General features: G+C 55.6%; 14 protein-coding genes. 9 read left to right on the forward strand and 5 right to left on the reverse strand.

The window, feature by feature from the left end:
• Nucleotides 1-15 precede the first annotated feature (15 nt).
• From F384_RS07125 to F384_RS07140, 4 genes are read left to right on the forward strand one after another with little or no spacing between them, the layout of a single operon-like run.
• Nucleotides 16-1038, forward strand: a complete 1023-nt coding sequence (locus tag F384_RS07125; RefSeq protein ID WP_046480848.1) for an ABC transporter permease — start codon at nucleotides 16-18, stop codon at nucleotides 1036-1038.
• Nucleotides 1035-1928, forward strand: a complete 894-nt coding sequence (gene ddpC, locus F384_RS07130; RefSeq protein WP_046480850.1) for a D,D-dipeptide ABC transporter permease — start codon at nucleotides 1035-1037, stop codon at nucleotides 1926-1928. The genes F384_RS07125 and ddpC overlap by 4 nt, the downstream gene beginning before the upstream one ends.
• Nucleotides 1928-2914: an ABC transporter ATP-binding protein gene (locus F384_RS07135; RefSeq protein ID WP_046480853.1), complete on the forward strand. Its 987-nt coding sequence runs from the start codon at nucleotides 1928-1930 to the stop codon at nucleotides 2912-2914. The genes ddpC and F384_RS07135 overlap by 1 nt, the downstream gene beginning before the upstream one ends.
• Nucleotides 2907-3830 (forward strand): ABC transporter ATP-binding protein, encoded by a 924-nt coding sequence (locus F384_RS07140; protein WP_046480855.1) that lies wholly within the window; start codon nucleotides 2907-2909, stop codon nucleotides 3828-3830. The genes F384_RS07135 and F384_RS07140 overlap by 8 nt, the downstream gene beginning before the upstream one ends.
• Nucleotides 3831-3887: 57 nt before the next feature.
• Here the strand turns inward: F384_RS07140 and osmC are convergent, their stop codons facing one another.
• Complete coding sequence (gene osmC, locus F384_RS07145; RefSeq protein WP_046480856.1) at nucleotides 3888-4319, reverse strand: peroxiredoxin OsmC; 432 nt, start codon at nucleotides 4317-4319, stop codon at nucleotides 3888-3890.
• Between the two features lie 226 nt (nucleotides 4320-4545).
• Between osmC and sra the strand changes: the two genes are divergently transcribed.
• From sra to F384_RS07170, 5 genes are all read left to right on the forward strand, one after another.
• Entirely contained in the window at nucleotides 4546-4689 is a 144-nt protein-coding gene (gene sra, locus F384_RS07150; protein WP_046480858.1) for a stationary-phase-induced ribosome-associated protein, read from the forward strand.
• A gap of 172 nt (nucleotides 4690-4861) precedes the next feature.
• The gene (gene maeA, locus F384_RS07155) at nucleotides 4862-6559 is read left to right on the forward strand and encodes a malate dehydrogenase (protein ID WP_046480860.1); all 1698 of its coding nucleotides are present in this window, start codon (nucleotides 4862-4864) and stop codon (nucleotides 6557-6559) included.
• Between the two features lie 308 nt (nucleotides 6560-6867).
• Nucleotides 6868-8583, forward strand: a complete 1716-nt coding sequence (locus tag F384_RS07160; protein ID WP_046480861.1) for an ABC-F family ATP-binding cassette domain-containing protein — start codon at nucleotides 6868-6870, stop codon at nucleotides 8581-8583.
• A gap of 179 nt (nucleotides 8584-8762) precedes the next feature.
• Nucleotides 8763-9041, forward strand: coding sequence for a type II toxin-antitoxin system RelE/ParE family toxin (locus F384_RS07165; protein WP_046497865.1), 279 nt, complete (start codon nucleotides 8763-8765; stop codon nucleotides 9039-9041).
• A complete protein-coding gene (locus F384_RS07170; protein ID WP_043000693.1) occupies nucleotides 9041-9325 on the forward strand; it encodes a HigA family addiction module antitoxin in 285 nt (94 codons plus the stop codon). The genes F384_RS07165 and F384_RS07170 overlap by 1 nt, the downstream gene beginning before the upstream one ends.
• A gap of 50 nt (nucleotides 9326-9375) precedes the next feature.
• Here the strand turns inward: F384_RS07170 and F384_RS07175 are convergent, their stop codons facing one another.
• The 4 genes from F384_RS07175 to fdnG form a co-directional block, all read right to left on the reverse strand.
• Nucleotides 9376-9978: an inorganic diphosphatase gene (locus tag F384_RS07175; RefSeq protein ID WP_046480863.1), complete on the reverse strand. Its 603-nt coding sequence runs from the start codon at nucleotides 9976-9978 to the stop codon at nucleotides 9376-9378.
• Between the two features lie 143 nt (nucleotides 9979-10121).
• Nucleotides 10122-10778: a formate dehydrogenase-N subunit gamma gene (fdnI, locus tag F384_RS07180; RefSeq protein ID WP_046480865.1), complete on the reverse strand. Its 657-nt coding sequence runs from the start codon at nucleotides 10776-10778 to the stop codon at nucleotides 10122-10124.
• Nucleotides 10771-11655 (reverse strand): formate dehydrogenase subunit beta, encoded by an 885-nt coding sequence (gene fdxH / locus F384_RS07185; RefSeq protein WP_046480867.1) that lies wholly within the window; start codon nucleotides 11653-11655, stop codon nucleotides 10771-10773. The genes fdnI and fdxH overlap by 8 nt, the downstream gene beginning before the upstream one ends.
• Before the next feature lie 12 nt (nucleotides 11656-11667).
• Nucleotides 11668-14715: a formate dehydrogenase-N subunit alpha gene (gene fdnG, locus F384_RS07190; protein WP_080949899.1), complete on the reverse strand. Its 3048-nt coding sequence runs from the start codon at nucleotides 14713-14715 to the stop codon at nucleotides 11668-11670.
• Nucleotides 14716-14841: the final 126 nt, after the last annotated feature.

Below are 14841 nucleotides of genomic sequence, written 5' to 3' on the forward strand. Positions count from 1 at the left end.
CGCCAGGGGAAGCCAATGACTTTCTGGAGCATTTTACGCCAGCGCTGCTGGGGACTTATCCTTGTGGTGGCCGGCGTTTGCGTCATCACCTTTATTATTTCACACCTGATTCCGGGCGATCCGGCGCGCCTGCTGGCGGGCGACCGGGCAAGCGAAGAGATTGTCGAAAACATTCGCCAGCAGCTTGGGTTGAATCAACCGCTGTACGTGCAGTTTGCACGCTACGTAGGCGATGTCTTCCAGGGCGACTTAGGCATTTCGATTCGTACCGGGCGTCCGGTGATGGAAGAACTGCGCGTCTTTTTCCCGGCGACGCTGGAACTGGCCTTTTGCTCGCTGCTGCTGGCGCTGGTCATCGGTATTCCGTTGGGCATCCTCTCCGCCGTCTGGCGTAATCGCTGGCTGGACCACCTGGTACGCCTGATGGCGATCACCGGTATATCGACGCCGGCTTTCTGGCTGGGTCTGGGCGTTATCGTGCTGTTTTACGGCCAACTGCACATTTTACCGGGAGGCGGACGGCTGGATGACTGGTTGGATCCGCCGACGCAGGTCACCGGATTTTATCTGATAGATGCCCTGCTGGAAGGCAACGGCGAGGTCTTTTTTAATGCGCTGCAGCATCTGATCTTACCGTCGCTGACGCTGGCGTTCGTTCACCTGGGAATTGTGGCACGGCAAATTCGTTCTGCGATGCTGGAACAGCTCAGTGAAGATTATATCCGCACGGCCAAAGCCAGCGGTCTCCCCGGCTGGTACATCGTGCTCTGTTACGCCCTGCCCAACGCACTGATCCCGTCGATTACCGTACTCGGACTGGCGCTGGGCGATCTGCTGTATGGCGCGGTATTGACCGAGACGGTTTTTGCCTGGCCCGGTATGGGCGCCTGGGTTGTGACGTCGATTCAGGCGCTCGATTTCCCGGCAGTGATGGGCTTTGCCGTGGTGGTCTCTTTTGCTTATGTACTGGTCAACCTGGTGGTCGATTTGCTCTATCTGTGGGTAGACCCACGCATCGGGCGCGGAGGTGCTGAATGATGTTAACCGAAGAGACTCCGACACCGGTTCGCGCGACGCGTCGGCGTATTGACTGGGCCAGACTGTTCTGGCTGATGAAAGGCAGTCCGCTGACCATGATTGGCGGGGCGATCATTGTTCTGATGCTGCTGCTGATGGTGCTGTCGCCGTGGCTAACGCCTTACGATCCCAATGCCATTGATTTAAGCGCGCGGCTGTTACCGCCGACGGCAGCGCACTGGTTCGGGACGGATGAGGTTGGCCGGGATTTGTTCAGCCGCGTGCTGGTGGGCAGCCAGCAGTCGATTGTCGCCGGGCTGGTGGTGGTCGCAATTGCGGGCGGCATTGGCTCACTGCTCGGTTGTCTGTCCGGCGTGATGGGCGGTCGCGCTGACGCCATCATCATGCGGATAATGGATATCATGCTGTCGATCCCCTCTCTGGTGCTGACGATGGCGCTGGCCGCAGCGCTGGGTCCGAGCTTGCTTAACGCGATGCTGGCGATTGCCATTGTGCGTATTCCCTTTTATGTGCGACTGGCGCGCGGACAAACGCTGGTCGTGCGCCAGTTTGCCTACGTCCAGGCCGCCCGCACGTACGGCGCCTCCCGCTGGCATTTGATCAGTTGGCACATTCTGCGCAACTCGCTGCCGCCGCTGATTGTGCAGGCGTCGCTGGATATCGGCAGCGCCATCCTGATGGCGGCGACATTAGGTTTTATCGGGCTTGGCGCCCAGCAACCGAGCGCAGAATGGGGCGCAATGGTGGCGATTGGCCGCAATTATGTTCTCGATCAATGGTGGTATTGCGCCTTCCCTGGTGCTGCCATCCTGATTACCGCCGTCGGTTTTAACCTGTTCGGTGACGGGATCCGCGATCTACTGGATCCGAAAGCAGGAGGAAAACAGTGATGACCCAACCGGTGCTGGAAATAGACGATTTACACTTAAGCTTTCCGGGATACAAAGCCGATGTTCACGCCCTGAGCCATGTATCGCTTCGCATTCATCGCGGCGAAATTGTCGGCGTGGTGGGCGAATCGGGTTCCGGGAAGTCAGTCACCGCGATGCTCACCATGCGTCTGTTGCCGGAAGGCAGCTATCGCATCCATCAGGGGCGCGTCGCGTTACTGGGCGAAGATGTATTAAACGCCAGTGAGAAGCAGATGCGCCAGTGGCGTGGCGCACGCGTGGCGATGATCTTCCAGGAGCCGATGACGGCCCTCAACCCGACGCGCCGCATCGGCCAGCAGATGGTGGAGGTGATTCGCCATCACCAGACGGTGAGCCGTGCGCAGGCCCGCGAAAAGGCGATTACCCTGCTGGAGGAGATGCAGATCCCCGACGCCGCCGGGGTGATGACCCGCTTTCCGTTTGAGCTTTCGGGCGGCATGCGTCAGCGGGTGATGATCGCCCTTGCCTTCTCCTGCGAACCGGAACTGATCATCGCCGATGAACCGACCACCGCGCTGGACGTCACCGTACAGTTGCAGGTACTGCGGCTGCTGAAACACAAAGCCCGCGCCAGCGGTACGGCCGTGCTGTTTATCAGTCATGATATGGCAGTGGTATCGCAATTGTGCGATCGGCTGTATGTGATGTATGCCGGAAGTGTGATTGAAAGCGGTCCGACCGATGCCGTGATCCACCATCCGACCCATCCCTATTCGATTGGCCTGCTCAAATGCGCGCCGGAACAAGGTGAACCGCGCCAACCGCTGCCAGCCATTCCCGGCACCGTGCCGGATCTTACCCGTTTGCCGCACGGCTGCGCGTTTCGGGATCGCTGTTTTGCCGCAGGTCCGCTTTGCGACACCATCCCCACCATGAATCCACTCGGCGCTGGCGACCAGCGGTCGGCCTGCTGGTATCCCCATCTGGAGCGTTCCCATGTCTGAAACATTACTGGCCTTACAGGATGTGCACGTCAATTTCCCGGCGAAGAAGAACTGGCTGGGACGGGTGACCGAACGCGTGCACGCGCTCAACGGCATGGATTTACAGATCCGCCGGGGCGAAACGCTGGGGATTGTGGGGGAATCCGGCTGTGGGAAAAGTACGCTGGCGCAGTTGCTTATGGGGATGCTGAAGCCCAGCCAGGGGCAATATCAGCAGGATTCACCATCGACCGAAATGCAGATGGTGTTTCAGGACCCGCTCTCCTCGCTGGATCCGCGTCTGCCGGTCTGGCGAATTATCACCGAGCCGGTGTGGATCCAAAAACGCAGCAGCGAACGGGAGCGACGGGCACTGGCAGCAACCTTAGCAAGCCAGGTCGGGATCCGCCCGGAATATCTCGACCGCCTGCCGCACGCGTTCTCCGGCGGGCAGCGTCAGCGTATCGCGATTGCCCGCGCGCTGTCGTCAGAACCGGATGTGATCGTGCTGGATGAACCGACGTCGGCGCTGGATATTTCCGTTCAGGCGCAGATCCTGAATCTGCTGGTCGCGCTGCAGGCCAGCCGCAATCTGACCTACATTCTGATCTCGCATAACGTCTCGGTGGTACGTCATATGAGCGACCGGGTGGCGGTGATGTACCTCGGGCAAATCGTCGAACTCGGCGAAACGGCGCAGGTCCTCACCACTCCGGCACATCCTTATACCCGTCTGCTGCTGGATTCTGTACCGAAAACCGGCGCGCCGCTTGATGAAGAACAGGTGATCCGTAAAACGGAATTGCCCGGCAACCGGGTTCTGCCAGTGGGCTGTTTCTTTCGTGAACGGTGTCCGTTCGCCAGCAGTGGATGTGAAAACCGACAGGCGCTGCGCAGACTTGATGCGGGAACCGACGTGCGTTGTTGGCGTGCGTGATGGCACGTGGTAAGGCTTTTTGCCCGGTCAGCATTGCGCGACCGGGCAATACTGTCGTTACGACTTCAGCTGGTAATCGAGGGTGATTTCCGCTTTCAGCACCTGCGATACCGGGCAACCGGCTTTCGCTTTCTGGATGATGCCGTCGAAGGTGGCGGCATCGATTCCCGGTACTTTCACTTCGCTGTGCAGCGCGATTTTGGTAATGGCAAAACCGGCATCGACTTTGTCCAGCGACACGTCAGCCGTGGTGTCGATGGCATCCGGCGTGAAGCCCGCTTCACCGAGCATCAACGACAGCGCCATTGAAAAACAGGCGGCATGCGCCGCGCCGATCAGTTCTTCCGGGTTGGTGCCTTTCACCCCTTCAAAACGGGTATTAAAACCATAAGGCTGCTGGTTCAGCACGCCACTTTCCGTCGAAACCGTGCCTTTTCCGCGTTTGATGTCGCCTTCCCAGTGTGCCTGACCTTTCTTATGGATTGTCATCGTTCTCTCCTTTTTATCGTCGGGATAACAAGTATAGGACGCTCAGCAGATTTTGTGGCGGTAAGCAGAGACTTCTTAATTCCCTGCTTACACATTGACCTTTCAGAGAAAATGGCCGACCATCAATCAGGTCGGTATTTTTCTGTATCGTCGACCTTAAGGGTTATATTTCGTCCGAAGTCACATGGACTCATCCTTGAACCAGTAACAGGATAAAGGAGTTAGAATGAAATCGAACCGTCAGGCCCGTCATATTCTTGGACTGGACCATAAGATCTCCAATCAGCGCAAAGTGGTGACTGAAGGTGAACAAACCAGCGTGGTGAACAACCCTACCGGCAGAAAACGCCACGCAGACAGCAAAAAGTAACCGTACAGCCCGAATATGACGATAAACACCATCGCACCCGCGATGGTGTTTTTGCTTACAAAAAGCCTTAATCCATTCGCAATGCTTTATACTCTCTGCCCGATACCCTGGTGGAATGGCAACGTATTATAAAAAGTGCCAGGGACGGATATTCAAAAAAAGAGTGAGTGACATGGAAACCAAAAACAAAAAAATGCGTTCCCTTTATATTCCTTACGCTGGCCCGGTACTGCTGGAATTTCCCTTACTGAATAAAGGCAGTGCATTCAGTATGGAGGAACGCCGTAACTTCAACCTGCTGGGGTTACTGCCGGAAGTGGTCGAGTCGATTGAAGAACAGGCGGAACGCGCCTGGATCCAGTATCAGGGATTCAAAACGGAGATCGACAAGCACATCTACCTGCGCAATATTCAGGATACCAACGAAACCCTGTTCTACCGACTGGTTAACAACCATCTCGATGAGATGATGCCGGTTATCTACACGCCAACGGTGGGCGCGGCCTGTGAACGCTTCTCCGAGATTTATCGTCGCGCGCGCGGCGTGTTCATCTCCTACCAGAACCGCCACAACATGGACGATATCCTGCAAAACGTCCCCAACCACAACATCAAAGTGATTGTGGTGACCGACGGCGAACGTATCCTCGGTCTTGGCGACCAGGGGATCGGCGGAATGGGCATTCCCATCGGTAAGCTTTCACTGTACACCGCCTGTGGCGGAATAAGCCCTGCCTATACTTTGCCCGTGGTGCTGGATGTGGGAACCAACAATCCACAACTGCTCAACGATCCGTTGTACATGGGCTGGCGGAATCCGCGCATCACCGACGACGAATACTATGCGTTTGTTGATGAATTCATTCAGGCCGTTAAGCAGCGCTGGCCGGACGTTCTGCTGCAGTTCGAAGACTTCGCGCAGAAAAACGCCATGCCGTTACTTAACCGCTATCGCGACGAAATCTGCTCCTTCAACGACGACATTCAAGGTACCGCCGCGGTGACCGTGGGTACGCTGATCGCCGCCAGTCGTGCGGCAGGTAGCCAGCTCAGCGAGCAGAAAATTGTCTTCCTTGGCGCAGGGTCCGCCGGTTGTGGTATCGCCGAACAGATAATCGCCCAAATCCAGCGTGAAGGATTAAGCGAAGAGGCCGCGCGCCAGAGAGTCTTCATGGTGGACCGCTTTGGCCTGCTGACCGACCAGATGCCGAATCTACTCTCCTTCCAGACCAAACTGGTGCAGAAGCGTGAAAATCTGCACTCGTGGGATAGCGACAGCGACGTGCTGTCGTTGCTGGACGTGGTCCGTAACGTTAAGCCCGATATTCTGATCGGCGTTTCCGGACAAACGGGACTGTTCACCGAAGAGATCATCCGCGAAATGCACAAGCATTGTCCGCGCCCGATCGTGATGCCGCTGTCTAATCCCACCTCGCGTGTGGAAGCGACGCCGCAGGACATCATCGCCTGGACGGAAGGTAACGCGCTGGTCGCCACCGGCAGTCCGTTCATGCCAGTGGTCTGGAAAGACAAAATCTATCCTATTGCCCAGTGTAACAACGCCTATATTTTCCCGGGGATTGGGCTGGGCGTGATTGCCTCCGGCGCATCTCGCATTACCGATGAGATGTTGATGTCCGCCAGTGAAACGCTGGCCCAGCATTCGCCGCTGGTGCTTAACGGTGAAGGGCTGGTGTTGCCGGAACTGAAAGACATTCAGACCGTCTCTCGCGCCATTGCGTTTGCCGTCGGTAAGATGGCGCAGCAACAGGGCATGGCAGTGAAAACCTCCGCCGAAGCGCTGTTGCAGGCGATTGAAGAGAACTTCTGGCAGGCGGAATATCGCGACTATCGTCGTACTTCCATCTGATGAACCGCCCGGTGGCGCACGCTGCCGGGCCTTCAGACTTGCGCTATTTCATCACTTGCGCTTACACTTTCAGCATCAATTAACATTCGGATAAATAAAAGGAGGATACTTATGCTGTACTGTGAACGATTCATCGCTTCACATGCTTTTGGCGATCGCCAGTGCTCAAGCGTTATCGGTATCGTGCTGCGATAACTTCGGCTTGAGCGAAGCTAACTTCTGAAATCCCCTTCTCTCGGGCTTACCGGGTTATCGTCAGCGATGTTTGACGAGGCGTTTTGACGCCTGTAACTCTTGAGTAAGCAACAATGAGTACATTACTAACCGCACAATCTCTACACGTTGATATGGCGTTCGGCACACTTTTCGACGATCTGACGTTTACCCTGAAAAAAGGCGATCGCATTGGGCTTATCGGCTACAACGGTTGTGGCAAAAGCACACTGCTGAAAGTTCTCGACGGTTCGATTGTCCCGACGAGTGGAACCCTGGCGCTAGCGAACCACTGCCATCTTGCCCGTGTCGAACAACATTTGCCTGATGAGATCCTACCGTTGACGTTACAGGAAGCCGTTCTGGCTCAACTTCCTGAACATGAACGCGCCAGTCAACTCTGGCAGGTCGACGCGTTGCTCGCGCAGATGGGCTTTAGTCCCCAGGATCTGCAATTAACCGCGCAAACGCTGAGTGGTGGTCAGCATACGCGCCTGCTGCTGGCCCGCGCGCTAATGCGTCATCCTGACCTCCTGCTGCTTGACGAGCCGGGCAACCATCTGGATTTGCCCACGCTACTGTGGCTGGAACAGTTTTTACAGAACTGGTCCGGCAGTTTTGTGGTGGTGTCCCACGATCCTCAACTGCTGGATGCGATCACCAACGGCACCTGGATCCTGCGCGATCGTACCCTGCATTCCTTTGCGCTGCCCTGCAGCGCGGCCCGGCAGGCACTGACTGAGCGCGATGCCAGCGACGCATTGCGGCATAAAGCGGAGCAAAAAGAGATCGATCGCGTTACCGCCAGCGCTAAACGACTGGCAACCTGGGGTCGGGTGTACGACAACGAAGATCTGTCGCGCAAAGCGAAGCAAATGGAAAAACAGGTGTTACGTCTGAAGGAGGTGCAAACGGATCTGACGGCAGGAAGTCAGTGGTCACTAACATTGCACGGAGACGCCCTCCGGGCAGACCGTTTGCTGGAAATGTCGCACCTGTCGGTCACGCCTGCTCCTGGGGCGCCGACGCTGTTTACCCTTGCCGGCTGCCGCCTGAAGAGTGGCGATCGGGTGGCGATTGTCGGGCGTAACGGCTGCGGTAAATCCTCGCTGTTAAGACTTATCTGGCAGCATTATCAGACGGAACGGGCGTCAGATTCGCTGCGCCTCCACCCTCGCGTAACGCTTGGCTACTACGACCAGACGCTGCATCAACTGCCGGATGACGCGTCGTTGTTTGACGCCCTTGAACCGTTCGCCCCACAGCCGGATATCCGCAAAATGGCGCTGATTAGCGCGGGATTTCCGTGGATTCGCCATGCGCAATCGGTCAGTACATTAAGCGGCGGCGAACGTTCGCGTCTGCTGTTCGTTGGACTGTCGCTGGCGCGCTATAGCCTGCTCATGCTGGATGAACCGACTAACCATCTGGATATGGAAGGCAAAGAGGCGCTCGCTCAGACGCTGCAAACCTTTGAGGGTGGCGTACTGTTGGTCAGCCACGATCGTCAACTCATCAGCCAGAGCTGTAATCGGTTCTGGTTTGTTGACGACGGCGAACTGAGCGAATGGCACGATCTGGAAGCCGTCTATGCCCGTATCCGGCAAACCACGACGGAACTTTCGCCAACTGATGTGGAAGATGGCACTCCGCTTGCCCTGGAGCACATTGACGAGGAAGCGCTGCTGGAAAAACTGCTCACGCTTGAACAGCGTCTGGCGGAGGATCTGGCGCGTAAACCCCGACACCAGAAGCCGCAGTTGCAGGCGCAATGGCGTAAAGAGATAGACGACATCACCGCGCGTCTTTAAAACTCAATGCCCGGTAACGTGATGTTTACCGGGCAATTTGCGTAGCGCTTTCCAGTATTCATCCCCTCTCCTTTTCTCTTTGCTCATTTCGCCAGACAATCACGCACACGACGGCGAAAGTTGTTGCGCCACACGGAACATAATGCTACTGTTCCTCTTGAAGGAACGAGGTGAAATGGATGATCATGAATTTCAGGCACAAGGGATTACGCGACCTGTTTCTTCACGGCAAAACGTCTGGTGTGATGACAAATCACGTCAGACGTTTACGACACCGCCTTGCTGTGATTGATGCCGCAGGCTGCGTGAACGATATCAACATGCCCGGTTACCGGCTGCATCTCCTGAGCGGCGATCGCGATGGCGTCTGGGCGATTTCGGTTTCAGGCAACTGGCGTATGACGTTTGAATTCGTCAATGGCGATGCGTACATTCTGGATTACGAGGATTATCACTGATGAAAATGGCGAATCATCCCCGCCCCGGGGATATCATTCAGGAAGCGCTGGACGAACTGAACGTCAGTTTGCGTGAATTTGCCCGAGCAATGGAGATTGCGCCCTCAACGGCAAGTCGGTTACTCACGGGTAAAGCGGCCCTGACCCCGGAAATGGCGATCAAACTCTCGGTCGTGATCGGCAGCTCTCCCGAAATGTGGCTGAATCTGCAAAATACCTGGAGTCTGGCTCAGGCGCAAAAAAGCGTGGACGTTTCCCGCCTGCGCCGACTGGCCGTACAGTAAAAAAACGAGTGGAATGCCGGACAGACGAACGCGCCGTCCGGCAGATTCGCTTATTGCTGAGGATTTTTCGCTTTCCAGGCGTCCCATGCCTGTTTGATTTCCTGCTTCGCGGTCGCCGCGTCGTTAAAGCCGTTCAGCTCCACTTTTTTACGCGCGTCCGGTAACTCTTTATAGATCCGGAAGAACGATTCCAGGCGCTGAGCCTCAATTTTTGGCAGGTCGGCCACTTCCTTGATGTCGTCATAGGTAGGATCAATTTTGCTGACGGGAACCGCCACAATTTTGTCATCCTTCTCACCGCCATCAATCATCTTCAGAACGCCAATCGCACGCAGTTTGATCAGCGTTCCCGGTGCCATCGGGGCGCGGGTGTAGAAGATCACGTCCAGCGGATCGCCGTCGCCCGCCAGTGACTGGGTCAGAGAGCCGTAGTTTGCCGGATAAGCTACCGGCATTGACTGGAAGCGGTCTGCGAAGATGAATCCAGTTTTCGCGTCGGTTTCGTATTTAATGATCCCACCGGCAGGAATTTCCGTCACGGCGTAAAACTCTTCCGGATTGTTCTCCGGTTGTGGAAAGTCGAGGATGTTCTGCGCCTGAACTGACGCACAAAGGAATACGCTTACAGCGAGTAATGTTTTGACCAGATGCATTGTCGGTTAACTCTTCGGTTATTTGTGAAGACAACACGTTAGGTTTTGGTGATGACAGAGGCATGACGTTTTGATGGCAAAAAAAAGGCACTACTTGTGTAGCGCCTTTTTATCGGTGAAGCCTTTATTGGTGAAAAAGAGACTTAGTTTATCCCTTCTTCACTCTCCTTTTTCGCTTCTGCTTTCTCGATGTCACGATACCAGCGTGGGTGGTGTTTCTTCGCCCAGCGGCGACTCACCTTCCCTTCAATCATCCCTTTAATCGATCCCTTCACCCAGAATGCCATGTACATATGGATGAGGATGGCGTGAATCAGAATGATCCCCGCCGCCGCGTGGATCAGCAGGCTGTAACGCACCACCTGCATCGGGAAGTATTGCGCGAAGTACGGACGCCAGATAATCACGCCGGTCACCAGCAGCACAAAAATCATACTCATGATCGACCAGAACATCATCTTTTGTCCGGCGTTATATTTGCCGACATCCGCCACTTTGTGTTCGTTGCCTTTCAGCACTTCGACAATGTTCTTCAGCCACGGAAGGTCTTTCTTATCCGGGATGTTGTGATGGACGAAACGAACAAACATGAACATCAGCGCGATGAAGATAGCCACACCAAAGAACGGATGCAAGATGCGTCCCATCTGCGGCGTACCGAAGGTTTGTGTCAGCCATTGCAGCGTCGGGAAGAAAAACGAAATCCCCGACAACGCCACCAGGAAGAAGCAAATCACCACCGTCCAGTGACAGGCGCGGTCGATGAACTTCGTGCGCACAATCATTTTCGATTTACTCATGATGATCCTCCTCCTCATCGTCCACTTCCTTGTTCGGGCCAATACCGATGTAGTGATAGATAAGCCCGGCAAAGGTGGCGATAAATCCGGCGGCCGCCAGTGGCTTCAGCGCCCCTTTCCACAGATTGATAGACGTGTCGACTTTCGGTTCGTTTGGCAAACCGTGGTAGAGCTCCGGTTGATTCGCGTGATGCAGAACATACATCACGTGTGTGCCCCCTACGCCCTGCGGGTTGTAGACACCTGCATGTTCGTAGCCGCGCGCTTTCAGTTTCGCGACGCGCTGCTCGCCCATTTCCAGCATCTCCTGTTTGGTGCCGAAATGAATCGCTCCGGTCGGACAGGTTTTGACACAGGCCGGTTCCTGACCGACGCTGACGCGATCGACGCAGAGTGTACATTTATAGACGCGGTTATCCTCTTTATTGAGGCGCGGAATATTAAACGGACACCCGGCGATGCAATAGCCACAGCCAATGCAGTGCTCGGACTGGAAATCAACGATCCCGTTGGCGTACTGGATGATCGCCCCGGCAGACGGGCACGCCTTCAGGCAGCCCGGATCTTCACAGTGCATACAGCCGTCTTTTCGAATCAGCCATTCCAGCTTGCCGTTCTGTTCGGTTTCGCTAAAACGCATCACCGTCCAGGACTTAGCGCTGAGATCGGCGGGGTTGTCATACACCCCGACACAGTGCCCCACGTCATCGCGGATGTCGTTCCACTCAGAGCAGGCCACCTGGCAGGCTTTGCAGCCCACGCAGGAGGAGACGTCAATGAGCTTGGCGACCTCGGCTTTGTAATCACGCGCCTGCGGCGGCGGCGTGATCGCATTTGTTGCGGACTTTTTGATGATGTCCTGCGTTTCCAAAGACATATGCTCGCCCCCTTACGCCTTCTCGATGTTAACTAAAAACGCTTTGTACTCCGGCGTTTGTGAGTTTGCGTCACCGACGTTTGGCGTCAGGGTGTTGGCGATATAGCCTTTGCGCGCCACCCCTTCAAAACCCCAGTGCAACGGGATCCCGACGGTTTCAACCTGCTGACCGTTGACGTGCAGCGTACGCAGACGACGCGTGACCACCGCAACCGCACGAATGAATCCGCGCTTGCTGGTCACCGTCACGTAGTCGCCATTGCCAATTCCTTTGGCGGCGGCCAGCGTTTCGCTGATCTCCACAAACTGTTCCGGCTGCGCGATGGCGTTCAGCAGCGCGTGCTTGGTCCAGGTGTGGAAGTGCTCGGTCAGACGATAGGTCGTTCCGACATACGGGAACGCGTCCTTTTTCCCTAAGCGCTGCACGTCATCTTCATAGATGCGTACGACCGGGCTGGACACCACGTTCGGATGCAGCGGGTTGGTTCCGAGCGGTGTTTCCATCGGCTCGTAGTGTTCCGGGAACGGACCTTCTGCCAGCTTATCAAGGGCAAACAGACGCCCTAACCCTTCCGGCTGCATGATAAACGGCCCGGTTGCGCTGCCCGGAGGCGCGGTGTTGAAGTCCGGGATATCGTTACCCGTCCATTTCGCCCCGTCCCACTGGATAAGCATCCGTTTCGCATCCCACGGCTTCCCGTTAATATCCGCAGAGGCGCGGTTATACAGCACGCGACGGTTCAGCGGCCATGCCCATGCCCAGCCCAGCGTGTTGCCAAGCCCTGACGGGTCGGCGTTATCGCGGTTGGCCATCTGGTTGCCCTTCTCCGTCCAACTACCGGTGTAGATCCAGCAGGAAGACGAGGTTGTCCCGTCATCACGCAGTTGTGCAAAGCTGGTGAGAAGTTGCCCTTTCTTCGCAATCAGAACGCCACTGCCGTCATAGAGATCGGCCAGCGCATAGCCGTTGTTCTCCTTCGCCACTTCTTCTGACTCTGGATGATCCGGCTGTTTGTAGTCCCAGCGCATTTTCAGCAGCGGTTCCACGCCTTTACCACCCTCTGTGCGATACATCTCGCGCAGACGATGGAAAAGCCCGGCCAGAATTTCGCCGTCGTTACGCGCTTCACCCGGCGCATCCTGACCTTTCCAGTGCCACTGCAGCCAGCGTCCGGAGTTGGCGATGGAACCATCTTCTTCGGCAAAACAGGTGGACGGCAGGCGGAACACTTCGGTCTGAATCGATGCCGGATCAACATCGTTCGACTCACCGTGGTTCTGCCAGAACGTTGAGGTTTCAGTCACCAGCGGATCGATAACCACCATGTACTTCAGCTTACTCAGGCTGCGAACCACTTTGTTTTTGTCCGGGAAGGACGCCACCGGGTTGAAGCCCTGACAGATATAGCCGGTGACTTTCCCGCTATCCATCATGTTGAAGTATTTGATGACGTCGTAGGCCTGATCCCATTTCGGCAGCCAGTCAAAGCCCCAGTCATTTTCTTTGCGTGCATCATCGCCGTAGAACGATTTCATCAGGCTGACGGCGAACTTCGGATAGTTGCTCCAGTAGTTCACCTGATCCGCCAGTGTGGCCTTCGGCGTGTTGGCGTTAAGCCAGGTCTGCCAGTCGCTCTGTTTTTCTGACGGCAGCGTCAGATAACCCGGCAGACTGGTTGAGAGCAGACCTAAGTCGGTTAAGCCCTGAATGTTGGAGTGACCGCGCAGCGCGTTAACGCCGCCGCCTGCCATCCCCATGTTGCCGAGCAGCAACTGGATCATCGCCATTGTACGGATGTTCTGCGCCCCGACCGTATGTTGCGTCCAGCCCAGCGCATACAGGAACGTAGTGGTACGATCCGCTGCACTGGTGGAGGCCAGTACGTCACACACTTTCAGGAAGTCAGCTTTCGGTGTCCCACAGATGTTCTCTACCACCTCCGGCGTATAGCGGGAAACGTGCTGTTTCAGCAGATTCCATACGCAGCGTGGATGTGACAGGGTTTCATCGCGTCTGGCATAGCCGTTTTCATCGAACTGGTAGTTCCAGGACGACTTATCGTACTGCCGTTTTTCCGCGTCATAACCGCTGAATAAACCGTCATCAAAGGTAAAATCATCCCGCACCAGCAGGCTGGCGTTGGTGTAATGCCTGACGTATTCGGCATTAATTTTGTTATTTTCAATCAGATACCGCAGCACGCCAGACAGGAACGTAATGTCCGTGCCGGAGCGAATCGGCGCATAAATATCGGCAACCGAGGCGGTACGGGTGAAACGGGGATCGACAACAATCAACGTGGCGTCATTGTTGTTCTTCGCTTCCATCGCCCAGCGGAATCCCACTGGATGGGCTTCAGCGGCGTTACCGCCCATCACCATCACGACGTTCGCGTTTTTGATATCAACCCAGTGGTTGGTCATCGCACCGCGACCAAATGTTGGAGCAAGACTTGCTACCGTTGGTCCGTGTCAGACGCGTGCCTGGTTGTCTACTGCCAGCATGCCGAGTGAGCGCACAAATTTTTGCGTCAACATGCCGGTTTCATTACTGGCGGCGGAGGCGCAGAGCATCCCCGTGGAAAGCCAGCGGTTTACCGTTACGCCCTGTTCATTTTTCTCGATAAAGTTGGCATCACGGTCGGCCTTCATCAGTTTAGCAATGCGGGTGAGTGCCTCATCCCAGCTAATGCGCTGCCATTTGTTGGAACCTGGCGCGCGATATTCCGGGTAACGCAGGCGATTTTCGCTATGGATGTAATCCAGCAGACCGGCACCCTTCGGACACAATGCGCCACGGCTCACCGGATGATCCGGATCCCCTTCGATATGATAAAGCGCTTCTTTGGCGTTTTTTGCTCCATCTCCCAGGCTATACATTAATAGCCCGCAACCTACGGAACAGTATGTGCAGGTGTTTCGGATCTCTTTCGCGCGCAACAGCTTATAATTTCGCGATTGAGCCAGTGCCATTTTGGGGGTAAATCCCAATGCAGCAACCGTTGTTCCAGCCATACCGCCCGCGCAGATTTTAAAAAACTTTCTGCGGCTGACGTTCATTGCTTTCCCTCTTTTTCCAGAGTTGTCATGTCGCCGAGGAAACTAACAGCAATACCCTTATTTTTTTTGAGTCAAATCAATAACGAAACGGTTCCGCTACTAAATAGTCCCAATTGTCGGTTTTAT

The sequence above is a fragment of the Citrobacter amalonaticus Y19 genome (genome assembly GCF_000981805.1).
Classification (GTDB): domain Bacteria; phylum Pseudomonadota; class Gammaproteobacteria; order Enterobacterales; family Enterobacteriaceae; genus Citrobacter_A; species Citrobacter_A amalonaticus_C.